At 71.7% G+C, this 23,050-nt stretch carries 20 protein-coding genes and 1 tRNA gene; 12 read left to right on the top strand and 9 right to left on the bottom strand.

Annotation, left to right across the window (positions count from 1 at the left end):
- The first annotated feature begins 77 nt into the window (after nt 1-77).
- From fabB to fabI, 3 genes are all read left to right on the top strand, one after another.
- Complete coding sequence (gene fabB / locus BLW78_RS03595) at nt 78-1,304, top strand: beta-ketoacyl-ACP synthase I (RefSeq protein WP_091676723.1); 1,227 nt, start codon at nt 78-80, stop codon at nt 1,302-1,304.
- 56 nt (nt 1,305-1,360) lie between these two features.
- A complete protein-coding gene (locus BLW78_RS31975; protein ID WP_272481342.1) occupies nt 1,361-1,486 on the top strand; it encodes a hypothetical protein in 126 nt (41 codons plus the stop codon).
- 186 nt (nt 1,487-1,672) lie between these two features.
- Nucleotides 1,673-2,503, top strand: a complete 831-nt coding sequence (gene fabI, locus BLW78_RS03590) for an enoyl-ACP reductase FabI (RefSeq protein ID WP_091676721.1) — start codon at nt 1,673-1,675, stop codon at nt 2,501-2,503.
- Between the two features lie 6 nt (nt 2,504-2,509).
- On the opposite strand, the gene BLW78_RS03585 is transcribed toward fabI, so the two are convergent.
- Nucleotides 2,510-2,761 (bottom strand): hypothetical protein, encoded by a 252-nt coding sequence (locus BLW78_RS03585; RefSeq protein WP_042672450.1) that lies wholly within the window; start codon nt 2,759-2,761, stop codon nt 2,510-2,512.
- A gap of 137 nt (nt 2,762-2,898) precedes the next feature.
- Here BLW78_RS03585 and BLW78_RS03580 point away from each other — a divergent pair, with 137 nt between their 5' ends.
- Both BLW78_RS03580 and BLW78_RS03575 read left to right on the top strand, forming a co-directional pair.
- Nucleotides 2,899-3,138, top strand: coding sequence for a hypothetical protein (locus tag BLW78_RS03580; protein ID WP_020092122.1), 240 nt, complete (start codon nt 2,899-2,901; stop codon nt 3,136-3,138).
- Between the two features lie 52 nt (nt 3,139-3,190).
- A complete protein-coding gene (locus BLW78_RS03575; RefSeq protein ID WP_091676718.1) occupies nt 3,191-4,702 on the top strand; it encodes a DUF6880 family protein in 1,512 nt (503 codons plus the stop codon).
- An 18-nt stretch (nt 4,703-4,720) separates the two neighbouring features.
- Here the strand turns inward: BLW78_RS03575 and BLW78_RS03570 are convergent, their stop codons facing one another.
- Both BLW78_RS03570 and BLW78_RS03565 read right to left on the bottom strand, forming a co-directional pair.
- Entirely contained in the window at nt 4,721-5,083 is a 363-nt protein-coding gene (locus BLW78_RS03570) for a DUF427 domain-containing protein (RefSeq protein ID WP_056528925.1), read from the bottom strand.
- Nucleotides 5,080-5,970, bottom strand: coding sequence for a methyltransferase domain-containing protein (locus tag BLW78_RS03565; RefSeq protein WP_091676715.1), 891 nt, complete (start codon nt 5,968-5,970; stop codon nt 5,080-5,082). The genes BLW78_RS03570 and BLW78_RS03565 overlap by 4 nt, the downstream gene beginning before the upstream one ends.
- A 149-nt stretch (nt 5,971-6,119) precedes the next feature.
- On the opposite strand from BLW78_RS03565, the gene BLW78_RS03560 reads away from it, so the two are divergent.
- Complete coding sequence (locus BLW78_RS03560) at nt 6,120-6,365, top strand: hypothetical protein (RefSeq protein ID WP_020092126.1); 246 nt, start codon at nt 6,120-6,122, stop codon at nt 6,363-6,365.
- Between the two features lie 28 nt (nt 6,366-6,393).
- Nucleotides 6,394-7,155: a ComF family protein gene (locus tag BLW78_RS03555; RefSeq protein WP_020092127.1), complete on the top strand. Its 762-nt coding sequence runs from the start codon at nt 6,394-6,396 to the stop codon at nt 7,153-7,155.
- Nucleotides 7,156-7,163: 8 nt separating this feature from the next.
- On the opposite strand, the gene BLW78_RS03550 is transcribed toward BLW78_RS03555, so the two are convergent.
- Nucleotides 7,164-7,757, bottom strand: coding sequence for a GNAT family N-acetyltransferase (locus tag BLW78_RS03550; RefSeq protein ID WP_020092128.1), 594 nt, complete (start codon nt 7,755-7,757; stop codon nt 7,164-7,166).
- Nucleotides 7,758-8,092: 335 nt separating this feature from the next.
- Here BLW78_RS03550 and zapE point away from each other — a divergent pair, with 335 nt between their 5' ends.
- Nucleotides 8,093-9,325: a cell division protein ZapE gene (zapE, locus tag BLW78_RS03545; RefSeq protein ID WP_056529318.1), complete on the top strand. Its 1,233-nt coding sequence runs from the start codon at nt 8,093-8,095 to the stop codon at nt 9,323-9,325.
- Nucleotides 9,322-12,297, top strand: coding sequence for a response regulator (locus tag BLW78_RS03540; RefSeq protein ID WP_091676712.1), 2,976 nt, complete (start codon nt 9,322-9,324; stop codon nt 12,295-12,297). The genes zapE and BLW78_RS03540 overlap by 4 nt, the downstream gene beginning before the upstream one ends.
- A gap of 51 nt (nt 12,298-12,348) precedes the next feature.
- On the opposite strand, the gene ubiB is transcribed toward BLW78_RS03540, so the two are convergent.
- From ubiB to BLW78_RS03520, 4 genes are all read right to left on the bottom strand, one after another.
- Entirely contained in the window at nt 12,349-13,911 is a 1,563-nt protein-coding gene (gene ubiB / locus BLW78_RS03535; RefSeq protein WP_056528937.1) for a 2-polyprenylphenol 6-hydroxylase, read from the bottom strand.
- Between the two features lie 31 nt (nt 13,912-13,942).
- Nucleotides 13,943-14,728, bottom strand: a complete 786-nt coding sequence (gene ubiE / locus BLW78_RS03530) for a bifunctional demethylmenaquinone methyltransferase/2-methoxy-6-polyprenyl-1,4-benzoquinol methylase UbiE (RefSeq protein ID WP_020092132.1) — start codon at nt 14,726-14,728, stop codon at nt 13,943-13,945.
- 113 nt (nt 14,729-14,841) lie between these two features.
- Complete coding sequence (gene leuB, locus BLW78_RS03525; protein WP_091676710.1) at nt 14,842-15,951, bottom strand: 3-isopropylmalate dehydrogenase; 1,110 nt, start codon at nt 15,949-15,951, stop codon at nt 14,842-14,844.
- A gap of 115 nt (nt 15,952-16,066) precedes the next feature.
- Nucleotides 16,067-16,783, bottom strand: coding sequence for a carbonic anhydrase (locus BLW78_RS03520; RefSeq protein WP_091676707.1), 717 nt, complete (start codon nt 16,781-16,783; stop codon nt 16,067-16,069).
- Between the two features lie 194 nt (nt 16,784-16,977).
- On the opposite strand from BLW78_RS03520, the gene BLW78_RS03515 reads away from it, so the two are divergent.
- The 3 genes from BLW78_RS03515 (at nt 16,978) to BLW78_RS03505 (ending at nt 19,930) form a co-directional block, all read left to right on the top strand.
- Nucleotides 16,978-17,919 carry a hypothetical protein gene (locus BLW78_RS03515; RefSeq protein WP_091676706.1) on the top strand — a complete coding sequence of 314 codons (942 nt, stop codon included), beginning with the start codon at nt 16,978-16,980 and terminating at the stop codon, nt 17,917-17,919.
- Between the two features lie 269 nt (nt 17,920-18,188).
- On the top strand, nt 18,189-19,754 hold the full coding sequence (locus BLW78_RS03510; protein WP_091676703.1) for a 2-isopropylmalate synthase: 1,566 nt from the start codon (nt 18,189-18,191) through the stop codon (nt 19,752-19,754).
- Nucleotides 19,755-19,854: 100 nt separating this feature from the next.
- Nucleotides 19,855-19,930: transfer RNA gene (locus tag BLW78_RS03505), tRNA-Lys, on the top strand.
- A gap of 374 nt (nt 19,931-20,304) precedes the next feature.
- On the opposite strand, the gene BLW78_RS03500 is transcribed toward BLW78_RS03505, so the two are convergent.
- Nucleotides 20,305-21,903 carry a Hint domain-containing protein gene (locus BLW78_RS03500; protein WP_244526757.1) on the bottom strand — a complete coding sequence of 533 codons (1,599 nt, stop codon included), beginning with the start codon at nt 21,901-21,903 and terminating at the stop codon, nt 20,305-20,307.
- Between the last annotated feature and the right edge of the window lie 1,147 nt (nt 21,904-23,050).

Below are 23,050 nucleotides of genomic sequence, written 5' to 3'. Positions count from 1 at the left end.
GATTGTGTCCGCGTCACCTTAGCTGACCGTGACGCGGCCCGGGCGACCGGGACCGCGACGGAGGTAGTGTCACCATCATGCGCCGTGTCGTCATCACCGGGATGGGCATCGTCTCGTCCATCGGCAACAACACGCAGGAGGTGCTCGCCTCCCTGCGCGAGGCCCGCTCGGGCATCGCGCGCGACGCCAGCTACGCCGAGCACGGCTTCCGCAGCCAGGTCTCCGGCGCGCCCACCCTCGATCCCGAGGGCGTGGTGGACCGGCGCGCGATGCGCTTCCACGGCGGCGGGACCGCCTGGAATCACGTCGCCATGGATCAGGCGATCCAGGATGCCGGCCTGGATCAGGGCGACATCTCGAACGAGCGCACCGGCATCATCATGGGCTCGGGCGGTCCCTCGACCCGCGTGATCGTGGAGGCCGCCGGCATCGCGCGGGACAAGGGTCCCAAGCGCATCGGCCCGTTCGCCGTGCCGAAGGCGATGTCGTCGACCGCCTCGGCGACGCTCGCGACGTGGTTCAAGATCCGCGGCGTGAACTACTCGATTTCCTCCGCCTGCGCGACCTCGAATCACTGCATCGGCAACGCCGCCGAGATCATCCAGGGCGGCCGGCAGGACATCATCTTCGCGGGCGGCTGCGAGGATCTCGACTGGACGCTCTCGGTGCTGTTCGACGCCATGGGCGCCATGTCGTCGAAGTACAACGACACGCCGTCCCGTGCCTCCCGCGCCTACGACGCCAACCGCGACGGTTTCGTCATCGCGGGCGGCGCCGGCGTGCTGGTCCTGGAGGAGTTGGAGCACGCCAAGGCGCGCGGCGCCCGGATCTACGGCGAGGTCGCGGGCTACGGCGCCACCTCGGACGGCCACGACATGGTCGCGCCGTCGGGCGAGGGCGCCGTGCGCTGCATGCGCCAGGCGCTGGACGGGCTGAAGGGCGCGCGGATCGACTACATCAACCCGCACGCCACCTCGACCCCGGTCGGCGACGACAAGGAGATCGAGGCGATCCGCGAGGTGTTCGGCCGCGGCGAGGATTGCCCGCCGATCTCGGCCACCAAGTCGCTGACTGGCCATTCCCTGGGCGCCACCGGCGTGCAGGAGGCGATCTACAGCCTGCTGATGATGAACAACGGCTTCATCTGCGAGAGCGCGCACATCGACACGCTCGACCCGGCCTTCGCCGACATGCCGATCCTGCAACAGCGCCGGGACGACGTGCAGCTCGGCCACGTGCTGACCAATTCCTTCGGCTTCGGCGGCACCAACGCCACCCTGGTCCTGAAGCACGTCGACGCCTGATCGCCCGGCGCGGAACCGCCGGCCGCAGGCCGGCGTTTACCCGCTGTTGAGATCTGGTGGTGGCGATGGGGACTTTCATCTTCGGAACATTGGGCGGCCTCATGATCGCCGGTGTCGCGGCGATCTACGCGAAGCAGGCCGCGCTGGAAGAAGCCGATTCCCACACGGACGGGCATTTCTGAGCCCGGCCTACGACGCCACAAACGCCCCGCCCGCCGGCGGGGCTTTTTTTTGCCCGCCGTCTGCCGGTGTCGCGTTTGGATCGCGGCGCGAGCCGCGTTAAGGCAGCCTGCCGCGGTTCGCTGGTCGCGACCGCGGTCGGGACCCGCTTCGCGGGTCCGGCGTGGTCGGTCAGGATGTGAGTCGGCATGACGGGTTTGATGGCGGGCAAGCGCGGCCTGATCATGGGCGTCGCGAACGATCACTCGATCGCCTGGGGGATCGCCAAGGCGCTGCATGCCCAGGGCGCGCGACTGGCCTTCACGTACCAGGGCGAGGCCCTGGGCCGCCGGGTGGCGCCCCTCGCCGCCAAGCTCGATTCGGACATCGTCCTGCCCTGCGACGTCGAGGATCTGGCCTCGGTCGACGCGACCTTCGAGGCCCTGGACGCCCGATTCGATGGCGGCCTCGACTTCGTGGTCCACGCCATCGGCTTCTCCGACAAGGCGCAGCTCAAGGGCCGCTACGTCGACGTGACGACGCGCGAGAATTTCGTGCGCACGATGACGATCTCGTGCTTCTCGTTCACCGAGATCGCGCAGCGCGCGGCCAAGCGGATGAGCCAGGGCGGCTCGCTGCTGACCCTGACCTACGGCGGCGCGACCCGGGTCATGCCGAACTACAACGTCATGGGCGTCGCCAAAGCGGCGCTCGAGGCCTCGGTGCGCTACCTGGCGAGCGACCTGGGCCCGGACGGGATCCGGGTCAACGCGCTCTCCGCCGGCCCGATGCGGACGCTGGCCGGGGCCGGGATCGCCGACGCGCGACTGATGTTCAACCACCAGCGGGCGCACGCGCCTCTGCGGCGCACGGTCAGCCTGGAGGATGTCGGCGGTTCGGCCCTCTACCTGCTGTCGCCGCTCTCGGGCGGCGTCACCGGCGAGGTCCACTTCGTCGATGCCGGCTACAACATCATCTCGATGCCGCGCCCGGACGTGCTGCAGGCGCAGGACGAGGCCGGCGTCGTCGGGGACTCCTGAGGCGCCTCACTCCTCCGGGATACGCCCCGGGGGCAGGGGACCGGCCGGCGAACCGCGCTCGCCGCGGACCGAGCGCCGCTCCCGCGCGGCGCGCGCCTCCTCCGCGGTCGGCGGCGCCGAGGGATAGTTCGACGCGAAGGGGTTGGGCGGCGCCCCGCGCCCGGAGCCGCCGAACAGCTTGTCGAGGAAGCCCTCCTCGGCGCTCGCGGGTCGGGCGACCAGGAGAAGGGCAAGGGCGAGGATCGGGCGAAGCTGCATCGTCGTCGTCTGCGTGCCGGGACCGTGCCGGGTTAGGGCCACTTTCCGGCGGATCGGAGGCCGAGGCCCCGTCGCCTGGAACCCCGGCGCGTCCGGCGGGTTCGCGGTCAACGATGAGGGCGCGTACAGGAGGCGTGATGTCCGAGGTAACCTATCGCATCGTCGAGCACGACGGCGGCTTCGCCTACAAGGTCGGCGACGTGTTCTCCGAGACGTTCCCGAGCCGCGAGGAGGCGCTGCAGGCGGCGCAGGCCGCGGCGGCGGAGCAGCAGGTCCCCGGGTCGACCGAGGGGATCCGCTACCAGGATCAGGCCGGCGGCTGGCACGACGAGACGGCGCAGGGCAGCGACCGGCCCCGCGCCCGGGTCGTGGAGTAGCCGCGGCGGACGGGACGGACATGCGCGATCGTCCGCAACGGCGGGAAATCTCGTGGCGCGTGCGCGGCGCGTAACCCCGACGGCGGCGCCGGCCGGCCGCAGGGCGCCCGCCTTGCCGAAGGGCGCGCGGCGGACGACCCCGTCGCCGGAGACGCTGGCGGCGCTCGGCCCGGACCGGCTGATCGCGCTGATCCTCGGCGAGACCGGGCGCAACCCGGCCTTCAAGAAGCTGGTGAGCGCCGCGCTCGCCTCGCTCCAGGGCCCCGAGGCCGTCGCGGCGATCGTCGACCGGCGGCTGACGGCCCTCGAGGGCGCCCAGGGCTACATCGACTGGCAGAAGCGCCGGACCTTCGCGGCCGACCTCAACACGACCGTGACGGTGATCCTCAACGAGCTGCGGCCCCTCGATGCGGGGGCCGCGCTCGACCGGCTCCGCCGCTTCCTCGACGGCGCCGACGCGGTCCTGAACCGCGTCGACGACAGCACCGGCGCCGTGCAGGGCGTGTTCGACCGCGCCGCCGCGGCCTTCGTAGAGATCGCAGGCGCCCTGCCGCCGGAGGACGCTGCCGGGGTGGCCGCGCGCCTCGTCGAGCCGTTCGCGGCGGATCCGTTCGGCCCCCTCGGAACCGTCCTCGGCGAGATGATCCCGGCGCTGCCCGAGCCATCCCTCGCGGAGATCGACGACCGGCTCGCCGCCGCCGAGGCGGCGCTGCCGCAGGGTGGGGATCCCCGCCGCGACGCGACCCATCACCGGCAGGCGGCCCGGATCCAGATCCTGCGCCTGCGCCAGGCCGTCGCCGACCGGCGCGGCGACACCGACACCTTCATCGCCCTGGAGCGGGCGACCTTGCCGGGGCGGGAGAACCGCGTCGCGATTGCCCGGCGGCTCCTCGACGCCGCGCGCGCCACCGAGGCGCTGGACTGGATCCGGCGCATGCAGGACCCGGGCCTGCGCATCGCCACGCGGGCCGACCTGATCGCCGGCTTCGACCTGCGCGGACCCGAGCGGGAACGGCAGGCGCTGGAGATCGAGATCCTCGACGCGCTCGGCCGGGGCGATGAGGCGCAGGCCCTGCGCTGGGGGCGGTTCGAGCGCGAACTCGACGCGCCGATGCTGCGCACCTTCCTCGCCAAGCTTCCGGATTTCGAGGACGAGGAGGCGCTCCGGCGCGCCCTCGACCACGCCGAGGCCTTCCCGCAGCCGCACCGGGCGCTCGCCTTCCTGGCGGCCTGGCCGGATCTGCGCCGTGCGGCCGCGCTGGTCGTCGCGCGGCCTGAGACCTGGCAGGGCGACCAGTACGCGGTGCTGGCGCCGGTCGCCGAGGCGCTGGCGCAGGATCACCCCCGGGCCGCGACGATCCTGTATCGCCGGCTCCTCGACTCGATCCTCGAGACCGGCCGCAGCGCCGCCTACCCGCACGGCGCGCGCTACCTCGCGGAGCTCGACGCCCTGGCGGGGCGCATCGCGACCGGCGACGTCGATCCGGATCCGCAGGCCTACCGCGCTGCTCTGCGGCGGGCGCACGGCCGCAAGCACGGGTTCTGGAGCCTCGTGCGCGACTGAACCGGACGCGCGGCCGGCTCAGTCCTCCAGCACGATGGCGTCGACCCGGTCCGGGTAGAAAGCCACGTGGTCGCGGATTGCCGCGACGGCCGGGTACGGGTCGCCGTAGCTCCAGACCGCGTCGGGGCGCCGATCGCCGTCGACGACGAGGTCGAAATAGTGGGCGTCGCCCTTGTACGGGCAGTGGCTCGTCCGCGCCGAGGCGACGAAACAATCGGCGCGGATGTCGCTTCGCGGCACGTAGAAGACCGGTGGGTACTGAGCCTCCTGCAGCCGCAGGGCGTTCCGGGTCTCGGCGACCGCGGCGCCCGCCACGACGACGCGGACGCGGCGGGACTCGGGCTCGACGGTGATCGGGTGGTCCGGTCCGGGCAGCTTCATGGCGTGTTCCCTCCCTCGGGCTTCAACTCGACGGTCCCGAGCGCGTCGGCGAGGCGCGTCTTCGCGGTCCCGGGCCGCAGGGGCTTCTGCTGGGTCTCGTGCGGCGCCCAGCCCGAGAGCCACAGCACCTCGAAGGTCGCCCGCACGCGACCGTCCGGGTCCGAGAACCGCTCGGCGTAGATCTCGGCCATGCGCAGCAACGTCGCCCGCCGCAGCGGCGTCCGCCGCCGCTCGGTGAGCACGTTGGTCATGCCCATGGCCCGCAGGTCGCGCATCAGGCCGAACGGGTCGGCGTAGCGGACCGTCAGCGTGTCGGTATCGGCCACCGGCAGCGCGAAGCCCGCCCGCTGCAGCAGGCCGCCGGCCTCGCGCACCGCCGCGAAGGGCGCCACGCGGGGGCTGACCCCACCCTCGACCTCGCTCTCGGCCTGGGCGAAGCTCTGGCGCAGCTCCGTCAGCGTCGCGCCGCCGAGCAGGCAGCCGACGAACAGCCCGTCCGGCCGCAGGGCGCGGCGCAGCTGGATCAGCGTGCCGGGGAGGTCGTTCACGGCGTGGAGGGCCAGCAGCGACACCGCGAGGTCCAGGCTCCCGGTCGCCAGCGGCAGCGCTTCGGGATCTCCGACGATCAGGTCGCCGTCCGGCTCCGGCAGGGCCGCGAGGCGGACATGCCGCGCCGCCGGATAGCGGGCGGCGAGCAGCCGGGTCGCCACGGGACGCGGCGTGGTGAGGTCGAGAACAGAGACGAAGCTGCGCAGGACGGCGCCGAGCCGGTCGTCGAGATCCTCGGCGAGGCGGTCGAGGAGGAAGCCCGGGTAGCCGAGGCGCCCGGCACGGGCGAGGCGGCGGCGGGCGAGGCGCGTGTCGAACAGGGCGGCGGGAGCATCCATCGGGGGGCAGATGGCATCTGCGGTCGCGTCGCGCCACCGTCGCCGCGCACGGTCTCGTGAGCTGCGCTAGGATGCTGGAACGACTCGGGAGCGTCGCTGTTCCTGCTGCAACCGGCCCAACGGCCGAGATTCCTCAGGGAGCACACATCATGAAGCGAATGCTCGTCGGGGCCGCCGTGGCCCTCACCACCCTGGCCGCCGCGGGCGGCGCCGAGGCGAAGGGCTGCATCAAGGGCGCCATCGTCGGCGGCATCGCGGGTCACTACGCCGGCCATCACGGCCTCGTCGGCGCCGCGGCCGGCTGCGCCATCGGCCGCCACCGCGCCAACGCTCGCGACCGTCAGGTCGAGCGGCAGCAGATGGCGCCGCAGGCGCGCCCCGTCTCGGCCCAGTAAGCCGGGTCTGCGGGAGCGCGTCGCGCGCATGACGGCCTTCCAGGCCGTCGCCACGGCCCTGCGCGGTCTGCCGCGCGGGGTCGTCTCCCTGATCTACCCGCCCACCTGCGCGGGCTGCGGCGGCGCCACCGCCGACCCGGGCGCCCTCTGTCCGTCCTGCTGGTCGAGCCTGCGCCTGATCGAGGAACCGGTGTGCCAGCGCTACGGTACGCCCTTCGCGGTCGACCTCGGGGTCGGCCCGCTGGTGTCGCCCCGGGCCATCGCGGAACCGCCGGTCTTCGGCCGCGCCCGGGCGGTCGCCCTCTACGATTCCGTGGCGCGGCGGCTCGTCCATCGCCTGAAATACGAGGACCGGCTCGATCTCGCCGGCGTGATGGCCCGGATGATGGCCGCGAGCGGCCGGACCCTGATCGCCGAGGCCGAGTGCCTCGTGCCGGTACCGCTCCATCGCGGACGCCTGTGGCGGCGGCGCTTCAACCAGTCCGCCCTGCTGGCGCGGGCGATCGCGGATGCGGCGGGGCGGCCGTGCGTCGCCACGGCCCTGGTGCGCGTGCGGGCCACGCGATCCCAGGTCGGCCTGAGCCGCGCGGCGCGGGCCGAGAACCTGAGCGGCGCCTTCCGGGTCGCTTCCGCCGAGCAGCACCGCGTCCGCGGGCGCCGGGTCCTCCTCGTGGACGACGTCATGACCACCGGCGCCACCGGCAACGCCGCCGCCCGCGCGCTCCTGCGCGGCGGGGCGACGTCCGTGGATCTCCTGACCTTCGCCCTCGTCGGCGACATCGCCGGCTGAGCCTGCCTTCAGCGCCCGGCCTGCACCCGCTCCGGGAAGCCCGCCGCCAGGGTGAAGTCGAACGCCTCCGCGATCCCCTCGTACCAGAGCGAGAACGGCGTCGGACGCGCGAGGTGCAGGGCGCCCTCGGTCTCGCGCCCCTCGTGCTGGAGGGCCGCCCCGTGCTTGGCCGCGAGCCGCAGCATGGGCCCGTTTCCCGACAGGCAGCGGACGTGGAGATCCTTGACGCCGCGATGCCGCGCCGCGCGGGCGATCCGGGCGAACAGGGCGGCCCCGATCCCCTTGCGGCGGAAGGTCTGCTCGACCGCGAAGGCCGCCTCAGCGTGCGGCCCCAGGGCGTAGCGGGACGCGCCCGGCCCCATCGGCCGCAACTCGGCGAGACCGCGCAGCACGCCGCCCACGAAGGCGCCGTACATCACGCCCTCCGCGGTCAGCGCCTGCGCGGCGTAGGCCCGGACTCCGGCCTCGCTGACATTGCCCATGAAGCGGCTCGCCCGGGTCTCCGGATCCAGCCTCAGGAAATAGTCGAGGACCGCAGCGCGGTCCGCCGGCCAGAGACGCCGGATGGTGTGGGTCGGCCCATCGAGGGCTTGTACCGCCATGATGAAGCTCCGGTTCGTGCGCGCTGCCGCGCGGGGTGATCCGGACGCTCCTCCCAAGAGACCGCCGGGATGTCGCATCCCCGTATTCATTGTGCAATGCAGCAGAGTGCGGGGCCGGCCGGCCGCGGGCCTGCCATGCGTGGGACCGATGGGAGGCTTCGATGGGACGCCTCGATGGGACGCCTCAATGGGACGCTTGCCCGCGGCTGTTCGGCCGCGGGCTTGATTCAGGCCGAGCTTGCGCGGCACTGGAACAGGCCCCGGGTCGTTGACCGCCGACGCGGGTGCAGGGGGTGCCGAACCGGTACCGCGATCAGCAGCGAGGAACCGGCGGCGTGAACGACAGATCCGGCAAGCCCATCGCCCCGTCGCCGGCGGCGCTCGCCGGTGCGGTCTCGCCCGGCCCGGTCCACGAGCGCTACGAGGCGCTGGTCGCCACCGGCGCCATCGAGCGCGATCCCGCCCAGGCGCACCTCGTGCGCGCCCTCGACCGGCTGGTCGTCGACCTCCAGCGCCGCAAGCGGGCCAGCAAGACGAGCGCCCTGGGGTGGCTGTTCCGTCGCAAGGACGAGGCCGAGGCGATCAAGGGCCTGTACATCTGGGGCTCAGTCGGGCGCGGGAAGACCATGCTGATGGACCTCTTCCACGAGGCGGCGCCGGAGCCGAAGCGGCGCGTCCATTTCCACGGCTTCCTGGCCGACGCGCACGAGCGGATCCACGCCTACCGTCAGGCGCTGAAGGCCGGCACCGTCAAGGGCGACGACCCGATCGGACCGGTGGCCGACCAGCTGGCCGACGAGGCGACCCTGCTGTGCTTCGACGAGTTCACTGTCACCGACATCGCCGACGCGATGATCCTGGGTCGCCTGTTCAACCATCTGTTCCGGCGCGGCGTCACCGTCGTCGCGACCTCGAACGTCGAGCCCGACCGACTCTACGAGGGCGGCCTCAACCGGGCGCTGTTCCTGCCCTTCGTGGCGAACCTCCAGGAACGCGTGACCGTCGTCCGCCTCGACTCCCGGACGGATTTCCGGCTCGAGAAGCTCGGCGGCGCGGCGGTCTACCATGTCCCCGCCGACGCGGCGGCGCGCGCGGCCCTCGACGCCGCCTTCAAGGCCCTGACCGGCAAGGCTCGCGGCCTCCCGGCGACGGTCACGGTCCACGGCCGGGCCGTGGCGGTTCCCGAGCAGGCGACCGGCGTGGCCCGGTTCGGCTTCGACGATCTCTGTCGCCAGCCCCTCGGCGCCTCCGACTACATGGCACTCGCCCGCGCCTACCACACGGTGATCCTCGACGGGATCCCGGTGATGGGCGAGGCGGAGCGGAACGAGGCCAAGCGCTTCATCACGCTGGTCGACACGCTCTACGACCGGCACGTGAAGCTCGTGGCCTCCGCGGCCGCCGAAGCGCAGGACCTCTACACCGCCCGGACCGGCCGCGAGGCCTTCGAGTTCGACCGGACCGTCTCGCGCCTCATCGAGATGCGGTCGCGGGAATATCTCGGCCAGCCGCACGGCCGGCCGGATTCCGAGGCGTCGGGCGCCACCACCGGGCTGGTGGAAACGTGAGCGCCCCGTCGCGCGCCGGATCGATCTTCGGCCTGCGCCGGCGCAATTGGCGCGGCGCCGGCCCGCTGGGCTGGCTCCTCGGCTCGCCCGTCGCCTTCATCCTGCTGATCGTCGCCCTGGGCAGCGGCACGGCCAATTACGTGACCGGCGAGACCGACCGGGCCGCGACCGCCCGGGCGAACGCGACGATCGCCGGGATCGAGCGCCTGATCTCCGAGGTCAAGGACCTGGAGACCGGGGAGCGCGGCTTCGTGCTGGTCGGCAGCGAGGATTACCTCCGTCCCTACACGACCGCCCTCACCAAGATCGACACGGAGCTGACCGGCCTCGGCGCCGCCGCGCAGGAGTCGGTCCGAGCCGGCGGCCCGTCGCTCGCCGGGCTGATCGCGCAGAAGCGCGACTTCGCCGCCCGGGTGGTGGAGGCGCGGCGGAACCGGGGCTTCGACGCCGCCATCGACCTCGTCCGCACCGGCGAGGGCAAGCAGCTGATGGACGCGATCCGCGCCGAGTCGGCGGCCCGGCAGGCCGCGACCCTGGAGCAGCTCGCGACCATCCAGGCGCGCGAAGCGTGGCGCGGACTCCTGCTGTTCCTCCTCTCCGCGGCGGCGGCCCTCGGAGCGATCGTGCTGCTGGCGCGCCTCGCCCTGGTGCGACGGCAGGAATCCCTGCGGATGTCCCGCCTCCTCGACGGGGTGCTGGCCAACGCGCCGGTGGGGCTCGGCTTCCTCGACCGTGACCTGAAGATCCGGCACATGAACCGGGCGCTCGCCACCATGAGCGAGCGCGGCTTCGGGGCCGATCTCGGCGCGCCGATCTGGGCCATGCTCCCGACGCTGCGGGAGGAGCTGGCCCCGAAGCTGGCCGCGGCCCTGACGGAAGGCCTGGTCTCGCCGAACGTCCCGGTGGCGGTGCCGACCCCCTCGGCGCCGGGCGGCGTGCGGCATTTCTCGATGAGCTTCTATCCGCTCCGGGGCGAGGAGAGCGCGGCGGCCGACCAGAGCGTCGAGGGCGTCGGCCTCGTGGTGGTCGACGAGACCATCCGCCACCTCGCGGAGGCCCGGCTGCGCCGGAGCGAGGAGCGCTTCCGCTCGCTGATCGAGGCGAGCGCCGCCATCGTCTGGACCGCCAACCCGGAAGGGAGCCTCCATCGCCGCCAGACGGCCTGGACCCGCTTCACCGGCCAGGACGAGGCCGCCTACGCGGGGCTCGGCTTCCTCGACGCGGTCCACCCGGAGGACCGTGCGCATACCCGCGCCGCGTGGACCCGCGCTGTCACCAGCCTGGAACCCTACGCCACCGAGCACCGGATCCGCGCCGCCTCCGGGACCTACCGGCACATGAGCGTGCGCGCCGTCCCGATCCTCGAACCCGACGGCACCCTGCGGGAGTGGGTCGGGACCCACACGGACATCACCGAGCGCAAGGAGGCCGAGGCCGCGATCGAGGCCGCGCGCGCGGCGGCCGAGGCCGCCAACGCGGCCAAGAGCCAGTTCTTGGCCAATATGAGCCACGAGCTGCGCACCCCGCTCTCGGCGGTGATCGGCTATTCCGAGATGGTGCAGGAGGAGCTGGAGGATATCGGCGAGGCCGATCTCGTCACCGACATGAAGAAGATCGAGACCAACGCCCGCCACCTCCTCGGCCTGATCAACGACGTGCTCGACATCTCGAAGATCGAGGCCGACCGGGTCGAGATCTACGCGGAGGATTTCGAGGTCGCCGCCGTGGTGCAGGAGGTCGCGGTCACGGTAGAGGGTCTCGTCGCCAAGAAGGGCAACACCCTGGCGCTGGAGCTGGAGCCGGGCCTGGGCAGCGCGCATACCGACGTGACCAAGCTGCGGCAGTGCCTGATCAATCTCCTGAGCAACGCCGCGAAGTTCACCGAGGATGGCCGGATCACCCTGGCGGTCGCCCGGGCGGACGGTGCGCTGCGCTTCTGCGTGACCGACACCGGCATCGGCATGACGCGGGAGCAGGTCGGCAAGCTGTTCGAGCGGTTCACCCAGGCCGACGCCTCCACGACGCGCCGGTTCGGCGGCACCGGGCTCGGCCTCGCGATCACCCGGGCCTTCGCCGAGATGCTGGGCGGCTCGATCACAGTGGACAGCCGCGAGGGGCAGGGCACCGCCTTCACGCTGACGCTGCCGGACCGTTTCGAGGCCGCCGCGGCCGAGGACGCGGACCCGGCCGCATCGGGAGACGGCGACCGCGGGACGATCCTGGTGGTCGACGACGACGCCGCGACCCGCGATCTGCTGGCGCGCTTCCTGGAGCGCGAGGGCTTCTCGGTGACGGTCGCCGAGGACGGTCGGCGCGGGCTCGATCTCGCCCGCAGCCTGCATCCGCGAGCCGTGCTCCTCGACGTCACCATGCCGCAGATGGACGGATGGGCGGTGCTGCGGGCCATCCGGGCCGATCCCGAGATCGGCGCGACGCCGATCGTGATGGTGACGGTCCTGGACGAGCAGAACCTCGCCTTCTCCCTCGGCGCCACCGACTACCTGCAGAAGCCGATCGACTGGGGAAGCCTGCGCCAGATCGTCGACCGCTTCCGCCTCGCCTCGGGTGACGGCGCGATCCTCGTCGTCGAGGACGAGGCCGACGTCCGCGAGCACGTCTGCGCCTATCTCGCGCGCGAGGGCTTCCCGGTCCGCGAGGCCGAGAACGGCCTGCGCGCTCTGGCAGCCCTGGAGACGGAGCGCCCATCCCTCATCCTGCTCGACCTGATGATGCCCGAGATGGACGGATTCGCGTTCCTGCGGGCGCTGCGGGCCCGGCCTGACAGCCGCGACGTGCCGGTGGTGGTGCTCACCGCCAAGGACATCACGGCCGAGGACCGGCGCCGTCTGGCCGGTCAGGCCGACAGGGTGCTCGCCAAGGGCTCGACCGGGCTCAAGGAGCTGGCCCGCGAGCTGCGTGCCCTGGTCCCCGCGACGGAGGACGCGCCCGCACAGGGACCCGAGCCCGGCTGAGCGCCCGCGGACGACGCGCGGTCCCGGTCCCGGATCGGGGATGGTGCCGCGTCAGAGACCCCGGAACGCCAGCATCAGCGCGCCGACGGCGATGCCCCACAGGGCCAGCGTCGACCAGATCGCGCGGTAGCGTTCGTTGCGGGCGAAGCGCTCCAGCCGGCGGGCATCGCCGGTGCCGGCCTCGTCGAGGCGGACCAGCACGCGCTTCAACCGCATGGCAAGGTCCGGGATGTCGCCGACGACGTCGGAGACGACCTTGAGGGCGTCCAGGCCGCTCTGCGCCCGGCCGACCGGCCCCATGTTGCGGGCGATCCAGGCGCGCACGACCGGCTCGGCCGTGGTCCACATATCGAGGCGCGGGTCGAGGGAGCGGGCGACGCCCTCCACCACCACCATGGTCTTCTGGAGCATCACCAGCTCGGTGCGGGTGCTCATGTCGAACAGGGCCGTGACGTCGAACAGCAGGGTCAGGACCTTGGCCATCGAGATCTCGTCGGCCCGGCGCTGGTGAATCGGCTCGCCGATGGCGCGGATCGCCTGCGCGAAATCCTCCACGGAGTGGTGGGCCGGCACGTAGCCCGCCTCGAAATGGACCTTCGCCACCCGGCGGTAATCGCGCAGGATGAAGCCCAGCAGGATCTCGGCGAGAAACCGGCGCTCGTTCGGGCCGAGGCGGCCCATGATGCCGAAATCGACCGCGACCAGCCGGCCCTCGGCATCGACCAGCAGGTTTCCCTGGTGCATGTCCGCGTGGAAGAAGCCGTCGCGGATCGCGTGCCGCAGGAAGCTCTGGATGACGGTCCGGCCGATTGTCTGCGGATCGTGCCCCCGGGCGGCGAGCTCCGCGGCGCTGTGCAGGCGGGTCCCCTCGATCCACTCGGCCGACAACACCTCGCGGGCGGTCAGCTCCCATTCCGGCCTCGGCACACGGAAGTCCGGATCGTCCTTGGTGTTCTCGGCGAGCTCGGAGGCGGCCGCCGCCTCAAGGCGGAAATCCATCTCCATCAGCACCGAGCGCGCGAGGATCTCCACCACCTCGCGCGGGCGCAGCCGCTCCGCCTGCGGCGACAGGGCGTTCACCACCCGCGCCATGAAGCGCATGACCTCGAGGTCGCGCATGAAGCGCTCGCGGACGCCAGGCCGCATCACCTTCACGGCGAGGGCGCGCTGCGTGCCGTCGGGATCCTGCACGATCGCCTTGTGGACCTGCGCGATCGAGGCGGCGGCGATCGGCTCGCTGAACGACACGAACAGGGCGCTCACGGGCTTGCCGAGGGCGGCCTCGACGGTGCGAAGCGCGACCGCCTGCGGGAAGGGCGGCACCCGGTCCTGCAGTTTCTCCAAGTCGAAGGCCGCGCGCATGCCGACGATGTCGGGCCGCGTCGCCAGGAACTGGCCGAATTTCACGTAGGACGGGCCGAGGCGCGTCATCGCCGCAGAGAGCCGGGCCGCCCCGTCGTCGAGGCCGGGCCGCTCGAGGGAGCGGCCGATCCGCAGGGCGAGGCGCAGGTGCGGGGGCAGCTCAGAGGGGTCGACGAGGGCGAGGGCGCCCTCGCGGGCCAGCACGAAGCCGACCCGCGCGCCGCGAAACAAGTTGACGGCGGCGCTGATCACCGGTGCTGGCTCCCGTCGCGCGCGGCGGCGGTCAAGAGACCTTCCAGCCCGAATGGATCGCCACGATCCCGCCCGTCAGCGCCCGGTCGGTGACGTGCCGGAAGCCCGCGCGCTCGATCATGCCCGCGAAGGCGCCACGGGTCGGGAACTTCCGGATCGACTCCACGAGGTAGCGGTAGGACTCGGCGTCCCCGGCCACCCGGGCGCCGATGCGCGGGATCACGTTGAACGAGTAGGCGTCGTAGATGCGGTCGAGCAGCGGGATGTCGACGGCCGAGAATTCCAGGCAGAGGAAGCGCCCACCGGGCTTCAGCACCCGCCGCGCCTCGGCCAGCGCCGTCTCGATCCGCGGCACGTTCCGGATGCCGAAGGCGATCGTGTAGGCGTCGAAGGACGCGTCCGGCAGCGGCAGCGCCTCGGCGTTGCCGGTCACGAAGGCGATCCGGTCGCCGGCCTCGTCGACCTTGCGCTCCCGCGCCCGCTCAGCGCCGACCCGCAGCATCGACTCATTGATGTCGAGGACGGTGACGCGGGTGCGCGGACCGCCCGCGGCCAGAACCCGGAAGGCCACGTCGCCGGTGCCGCCGGCGACGTCAAGATGCGCGAAGGCGCGGTTCTGCGGCGGCCGCAGCATCGAGACGAGCTGCGCCTTCCAAGCCCGATGCAGGCCCGCCGACATCAGGTCGTTCATGATGTCGTAGCGGCGGGCGACCGAGTGGAAGACGCTGTCGACGCGCCCCTGCTTCTCGTCGAGCGCCACGCGCTCGAAGCCGAAATCCGCGCTCGCGCGCTCAGACGCCCCGTCTCCGGCCTTCATGACGCTCCCAATCCTCGATGGGCGCGTCATAGCGAAGGTCGCGCCCGACCGCCATGCGTCGAAACACGCGGCTGGGGACCGACCCCGGTGCTGCGACACGCCGAAGTTGTGTCTCAGCCGACCCGGGTGCGGAGCGCGTCCGCCACCGCGCTGGCCATGGCGCGCGTACCCATCGGGTTCGTGCCCTCTCCGGCGATGTCGGCGGTGCGCGCGCCGCCCGCGAGGGCGTCCGTGATGGCGCCGTCGAGGGCGTCGGCCGCGTCGCCGAGGCCGAAGGAGTAGCGCAGGCACATGGCGAGCGAGCCGATCATGGCGATCGGGTTGGCCTTGTCCTGGCCGGCGATGTCGGGCGCCGAGCCGTGGACCGGCTCGTAGAGCGCGCGGCGCAGGCCGCTGGCGTCGACCGCCCCGAGGGAGGCCGAGGGCAGCATGCCGAGGGAGCCGGTGAGCATGGCGGCGATGTCGGAGAGCACGTCGCCGAACAGGTTGTCGGTCACCAGCACGTCGAACTGCTTCGGCCGGCGCACGAGCTGCATGGCGCAGTTGTCGGCCAGGATGTGCTCCAGCTGCAGGTCGGCGTAGTGCTCGGCGTGCACCTTGGTGACGACCTCCTTCCACAGGACGCCCGACTTCATCACGTTGTGCTTCTCGGCCGAGGCGACCCGGCCCGAGCGCTTGCCCGCGAGGTCGAAGGCCACGTGGGCGATCCGCTCGATCTCAGCCGTCGTGTAGACCTGGGTGTCGACCGCCCGCTTGGAGCCGTCCTCCAGCGTGGTGATCTCCTTCGGCTCGCCGAAATAGACGCCGCCGGTGAGCTCCCGCACGATCATGATGTCCAGTCCCTCGACCAGCTCGCGCTTCAGCGCCGAGGCCTCGGCCAGTGCCGGGTAGCAGATCGCCGGGCGCAGGTTGGCGAAGAGGTCGAGTTCCTTGCGCAGGCGCAGCAGGCCGGCCTCGGGGCGGTTCTCGTAGGCGACACCGGCCCATTTCGGTCCGCCGACCGCGCCGAGCAGGATGGCGTCCGCGTCCCTCGCGCGCTGCAACGTCGCGTCCGCGAGCGGGACGCCGTGCGCGTCGAGGGCGCTGCCGCCGACGAGGTCGGTCTCGGTCTCGAAGGTCGCGAGACCGGTCTCCTTGAGGGTGTCGAGCACCACCTGCATACCGCCGGCGACCTCCGGGCCGATCCCGTCGCCGGGGAGGAGCAGGAGCTTGTAGCTGGCCATGACGGTCTCGCGGGTTCGGTCTCGACGTGCCGGCGGGCTTTATCGAGGCTGCACCGTCATTGGCAAGCATCGGCAAAGCGCCGGCCTGCAGGCCGGGACGGATCGGGCACCGCGGTCAGAGGATCACGACCCGGCCGGTGCCGATGTCGTAGAAGCCGCCCACGACCTTCACCCGCTCGGCGGCGACGGCCTCCGCGATGATGGGGCCGGCCTGCTCGAGGCGCCGGACGCTGTGCCGGACATTCTGGGCCACGGCCTCGGCGAGGGGATCCTGCGCACGCGCCTTTTCGGCCAGATCCACCGCCGGGCGAATCGCCTCGATCAGCACGGGGAGATGACCGGGGAGCGACGCGTTGGTCTTCATGACGTCGATCGTCGCCTTCACGGCCCCGCAATCGGAATGGCCGAGGACGAGGATCAGCGGCGCGCCCAGAACCGACACGCCGTATTCGAGGCTGGCGAGACCGTCGGTGGTGACGAAGTTGCCGGCGACGCGGACGACGAACAGATCGCCCGGTCCCTGGTCGAAGATGAAATCCGGGGCGACCCGGGCATCGGCGCAGCCGACGATACACGCGATCGGATACTGCGCCGCGGCCCGCGCGGCGCGACCGGCCGAAAAGTCCCGGTTCGTCGACGTGTTGGCGACGTAGCGGCCGTTGCCGTCGCGCAGCCGCGCGAGGGCCGCCTCGGGCGTGATGGCGTTCGATCGCGCGCCGTCGGGGGCCGCCTCGGCCCGCCGGATCCCGGCGGAAGTCCCCATCACGGTACCGGCCGCGGCCGCGGCCAGCAGGCCGCGCCGGGAGAGAGAGGGTCGATGCAGATCGCACACGGTGGACGGTCCCCTTCGCATCTGACGCCGGCCAGGCCCGGCGGACCGCTCGCTCCGGCAGCGCTGAGACAAGCACTGCGAGTCGTATCCCGGCGCGTTCTTCACCACCGAGTCCAAACTTTGCAGGAAATCCTGGACCGAAGGCCGGGCGCGCGGCATCCCTTCGGTCGGGATCCGGCTGAGTCGGGGCGCGGATGTTGGACGATCATTTCCGGGCGCGGATCACTCTGCTTCGATCCGAGCGCGATTTCCGCCCGGCGGTCGCCGGTTACTGCCAGGGCATGATCGAACCGGCGCAGATTGTTTGGCCGAGCCACAAGCTGCTCAATCAGATCGGGCGCTACGTGGTCTCGTTCATGCTGATCCACAACGACTACGCGTGGCGCCATCACGGGGGCCCGCGTCCCACCCTGACGGTCCTCCAGGCGATGGTGGGATCGAGCCCGAGGCAGACGGCCGGCTTCGTGTCGGCCCTGAAGGCCGGGCGATTTGTCACCGCGGTGGCGGATCGGGGCGACGGGCGCGTGAAATGCCTGCAGGCGGCGCCGGCCCTGGTGACCGAGATCGCGCGGAGCGGGCGCCTGTTCATCGCCGCCATGGACGCGGTGACCCGTCGCGACCCGGGCCACGCCGGGATACTCGACGGCCCCGACCGGCTCGGGGAGTTGGTGCGCCTTTCGGCCGCCCACGTGCTGCGGCACGGCACGCTCATCGCGCCGTTCCCGCGGGTGCTCCATTTCGCCGGACGGGACTGCGGCTACCCGCTGCTCACGGCCCTGGTCGGGGCCCACTATGCCGCCACGGTGCCCGGCGCGCCGGCGGCGGTGTCGCTCAGCCTGCGCAGCCTCGCCGAGCGGCTGGACGTGTCGCGGGCGCATGTCGGCAACCTGCTCGGCGAGGCCGAGACCGCGGGATGGATCCGGATCGCCGGCGGCCACCTGACCGCCTTCGACCCGACGCTGCTGGCGGAGTTCGAGGTCTGGGCCGCGGGGCAGATGCTGTTCTACGACGATCTCGCGGCAGCGATCCTCGCGGAGGCGCCGGCCGCGCCCGTCCCGGTCCGCGCCTCCGAACGCGCCGGTCTCGCTTGTGTTCCGGTCGATCCGGGGATACCTACGGGCGGCACCGCGCCGTGAGAACGTCCCGCGCGGGTCGCCGACAGGAGAGACGAGCCTTGGCCAGAGCCGGCTCAGCGATCGAGACCGCCCGCGCCGCCTCTACGGCGCTTCGGTCCCGTGCGCGCCGCTCCGGGCTCCTTCTTCCGCTTCTGCTTACCCGCCCCTGAGGGCCGTCCGGGCGCGCGCCTGGGCCTTCAGGGGAGTTCTTTCATTCGCGAATCCGCCCGCGAGGGCACCACGCCGCGCCGCGCCATCACGTGCCGGGCGGCCCGCGACAGGGTAATGCCATGACTACGACCAGCACCGCTTCCGCCCGCGACCGGATCCTGATCTTCGACACGACGCTCCGCGACGGCGAGCAGTGCCCCGGCGCCACCATGACCTTCGACGAGAAGCTCGCGGTCGCCGAGTTGCTCGACACGATGGGCGTCGACATCATCGAGGCCGGGTTCCCCATCGCGTCGAACGGCGATTTCGAGGCGGTCTCGGAGATCGCCCGGAGGACCAAGCGCGCGACCATCGCGGGCCTCGCCCGCGCGATCCCCGCCGACATCGCCCGGGCCGGCGAGGCCGTGCGCCACGCCAAGCGCGCGCGGATCCACACCTTCGTGTCGACCTCGCCGATCCATCTCGCGCACCAGATGCGCAAGAGCCAGGACGAGGTCGTCGAGATCATCCTGAAGACCGTAGCCCAGGCCCGCGACCTCGTCGAGGACGTGGAATGGTCGGCCATGGACGCGACCCGCACGCCGCTCGACTACCTGTGCCGCTGCGTCGAGGCGGCGATCAAGGCCGGCGCCACGACCATCAATCTCCCCGATACGGTCGGCTACGCCACGCCCTCGGAGTACCGCGACATGTTCGCGAACGTCCGCGCGCGCGTGCCGAATGCCGACAGGGCCGTGTTCTCGGTTCACTGCCACAACGATCTGGGCCTCGCGATAGCCAATTCCCTGGCGGGCATCGAGGGTGGCGCCCGGCAGGTCGAGTGCACGATCAACGGCATCGGCGAGCGGGCCGGCAACGCGGCGCTCGAGGAGATCGTGATGGCGCTGCGCACCCGCGCCGACGTGCTGCCCTACGAGACCGGCGTCGAGTCGACGATGCTGACCCGCGCCTCCAAGCTCGTGAGCCACGCCACGAACTTCCCGGTGCAGTTCAACAAGGCGATCGTCGGCCGCAACGCCTTCGCGCACGAGAGCGGCATCCACCAGGACGGGATGCTGAAGAACGCAGAGACCTACGAGATCATGACGCCGGCCTCGGTGGGGCTGACCAAGACCTCCCTGGTGATGGGCAAGCACTCGGGCCGGGCGGCGTTCCGCTCCAAGCTGGAGGATCTCGGCCTGCACCTGTCGGACAACCAGTTCCAGGACGCGTTCGACCGGTTCAAGGCCTTGGCCGACCGGAAGAAGCACGTCTACGACGAGGACATCGAGGCGCTCGTCGACGAGAACCTCGCCACGGCCCACGACCGGATCCGGCTGGTCTCCCTGTCGGTGATCGCCGGCACCCGCGGGCCGCAGCGCGCCACGCTGCGGATCGCCGACGAGACCGGCACGCGGATCGAGGAGGCGGACGGCAACGGGCCGGTGGACGCGGTGTTCAACGCGATCTCGGCGCTGGTCCCGCATCAGGCGCAGCTGGAGCTCTATCAGGTCCATGCCGTGACCGGCGGGACGGACGCGCAGGCGGAGGTCTCGGTGCGGCTGCGTGACGGCGAGCGCAGCGTCACCGCGCGCGGCGCCGATCCGGACACGCTCGTGGCGTCGGCGAAGGCGTATCTGTCGGCGCTGAACAAGCTGTCGGCCCATTCCGTGCGCGTGCATGCACAGCATGCGGCGGCGGAATGAGAAAAAGCGGCGGCCGGGGGTGGACAGGCCCCGGCCGCGTTGGTATCAGCCCGCCACCCCGGACGGACTTGGTGGCCACCGGGCGGTCGCAGAAGCGATCGGGCGCATAGCTCAGTTGGTAGAGCAGCTGACTCTTAATCAGCGGGTCCTAGGTTCGAACCCTAGTGCGCCCACCAAGACTTAGCCTACTGCGGGCTCATAGGATCTCAATCCCGTAGAGCGCGCGGTGACAAGGCAGACCGGCCGACAATCTTCATCGCAGCGTTGAAGCGCTCTCTGTCCGCCAAACCTCGACGGGCGAGCTAGGTCCGCGGAAGCTCGCTTCACGGCCGAGGGCTTCGGCTCACCATGCCATCGCAACGCTTCGAGCATTGAATTCTGACGGTCGACTTCGAAGATGAGCGCGCAAATAGAGGGGACTGGTTCACGATCGTGACCGTCGCACGATGCGCCTCGCCCACATCCACTCGGTCGCGGGCAAGCCGCCGAAAAAGCCCCGCGCGGCGGTGCCGGCGGGGCTGAGAGTCGGCGCTGGATGTCCCGATCAACGCTACGCTGCCAACAGCGCAATCCAAGACCCTGCCGCATCCATCCGCTTGGCGCACATCAAGAGGCCATCGGCCGAGCGACGCACTTCGACACGATGATGCACGTGCGGAGCGAAGCGTACATGCACACCGAGGTCGAAGCCGCATCGCCCGTCGCCGTAGCCGGCCGCAGCAAGGTCCGACCGGAACTCGGCCGCCACCGCGAACGCGACGACGGCACCGTCCACCAACACGTCCAGGCACAGCGGGGTGTCCGGATGCGCCTCGTCGCGCGCCCAGCCCCCGACGTGCAGCAGGCCATCGCCCGTCACGCCGCATCGGTCCAGCCACGCTCGCACCGGGCCCGGCTCTGCAACACCGTCCAACGAGACAGCGCGGAGGGCTAAGCGCCCGCGCAGCGCGGCCAAGTCGGGGCCGAGTTCGGCGCGCGGAGCGTAGGGCATGCGCCCGGTGCCGACGTCGAGGGCCTGCACGCCATCGAAGCCCCCGCGCACGCCGGGCGCCGCCAGGAAGCTCTCCGCCGGAGCATTCTCCGCGAGCAGCAGGTCGTGGGTGTCCAACTCGACGTGCCAGTATGTGAGATCCGCCACCGCCTCGCCACGCGTGATGCTCGAGCCGTTGACCAGATGTCCCGCGGCCGCGAGCAGCCCGTCCAGCCACAGGCAGTGATCTGGAGAGACAAGCAGGTCGCGGGCGGGCACGCCCTCGCTCAGTGCGTCGGCCCGGATGCGGACGGGGCGCTCGGCCGGGGGAACCATCGATCCCCGGTACGCGCGGGTGCCGATCCAACGGATCGGGCGCGGCGTACCGGCAACCGTGATGGCGAGATCGCCCACCGCGAGCTGCTCCACCGGCACGTCCGAGATGACCCGATCGCGCAGGACACGGATCCGCGTCCCGGTCACGTAGCAGGGTGCAGGGTTGGCCGGCTGAGATGGGTTCGTGGGATTCGTGGGGTTCGGGGCCGTAGCGGCGCGCACGATCGTGCCGCCCTGGCCGTCCGACACCGCCGCGAAGCTGGTCGTGCGGGGGGCCGACAGCACGAAGTTCTCGCTCACCTGGCCGCCACCGGAGCGGGTGCCGGTGATGGTGATCGAGCTGTTCGCACTGTTGTAGCTGACGCTGGAGTTGGTCAGCCCGGCGAGCGCGATCTCGTTGCCCGAACCGAAATTGGAGATGGTGTTGGCGAAGGTGCCACCATTGGTCGGCTGAGCGGCCACGTTGAGCCCGAGGCGCGCTGTCGCCGTCCCCGACATCGTGCCGAAGGTGATCGTCCCCGTGCCGGCCGAGGTCGGACCGCCGAGCTGAAGGGTGCTCGACACCGCGCCGCCGTTCGAACCGATCGCGGTGCCGCCGGAGTAGGTGCTGACCCCTGTCAGCGTCTGCGTGCCACCGGTGACCGCCACGCCGCCGGTACCGGAGATCGCGCCGCTGTAGCTGGTCGAACCGTTGGTGATGGTCAGGGCCTGCGCACCGAGCGTCGTCCCGCCGGTGCCCGAGAGCGTGGTGATCGAGGCACCGGCCGTCGTCCCCGAGATGTCGAACGTGCCGGCGTTGGCTACGGGTCCGAGATTGTTGGGAGCGTTGCCGAGGACGCGCAATGTCGTGGCGCCGCCGGCGATCCCGAGGCCGCCGTTCAGCGTTCCCGTGCTGGGGGTCAGGCTGTTGGTGCCGCCCGTGACGTTGATAGCGACGGCCCGGACGGTTGTGCTGCCGCCGGTGAAGCCGCCCGAGATCGTGCCGGTGTTGGTGATGGCGATATTCGCGCCGGACAGACCGGCTCCCCCCTGGCCCGCGACGCCCGCCGTGCCACCGTTCGCGGCCCCGCCCAGGCCACCGTTTCCGCCCGTGATCTGGCCGGTGTTGGTGCCCGTGCTCCCGTAGAGGAAAAGTCCGATGCCGCCCTCACCGCCGGAACCGCCGGAAGCGCCGGGACCGCCGGCGGCACCGCCGGCACCGCCGTTCCCGCCGGTGATCTGAGCGCTGGCGATGAAGGATCCGGGGCCGGGCTCAACGAAGCCGTAACCACCGCTGCCGCCGCGCCACCTCCGCCCGTCCCGTTGCCGGCACCGCCCGTTCCACCGGTGCCGCCGGTCCGGGAAAAGGTGAAGCCTACGCCATTCCCCGTGTTGGAGAGGTACTGGCCGTGGCTGCCGCCGCCGCCGCCGCCGCCGCCGTCGCCGGGATTCGGACCGGCGAGGCCAGCCCCGCCAGCCCCCCCGAAAAAGCTGGAGCCCGTGTTGGTCGAGTAGGCGCCACCCGTTCCCGACGTGTTGGTGACAGTTCCACCAGCCGCCGCGCCCCCGTTGCCGCCGGCGCCTCCGACCGAGCCTGCGGCACCGCCCGCACCTCCGCCGCTCCCCTGGGCAGAAGCGCCGCCGTTTCCACCGGCCGCGCCGGTGCCGTTCGCCACCTCGTCCGCCCCGGGCTGACCGCCGGTGCCGTTGACCGGATCTGCGCCGCTCCCGCCCTGACCGCCCGACATCGCCGCGTTCCCAACCATCCGCATCGACCCGTCATCCGCAATCTTGCGCGGGCGGGTGCTTGCCGTCAGCGTGGCGCCTGTAGGCCCTCGGAGTCGAGGATGCAGCGTCGCCTAATCGGTGATCGCCGGGCTCGAGACAGCGCTTTTTGATCCGTTGTGCTCTCTCCGCGACAGGAGGTCAGACTGATCTGACACGGAAACTAATTTGATGGCCTTTCATGCTCCTCTGCTGGGAAGACATGCTCCTCTGCTGGGAAGAATAG

The sequence above is a fragment of the Methylobacterium sp. 275MFSha3.1 genome, from assembly GCF_900108435.1.
Classification (GTDB): Bacteria; Pseudomonadota; Alphaproteobacteria; order Rhizobiales; family Beijerinckiaceae; genus Methylobacterium.
The sequence above is the reverse complement of the archived record's forward strand: the minus strand, read 5'-3'. Positions and strand labels throughout refer to the sequence as shown.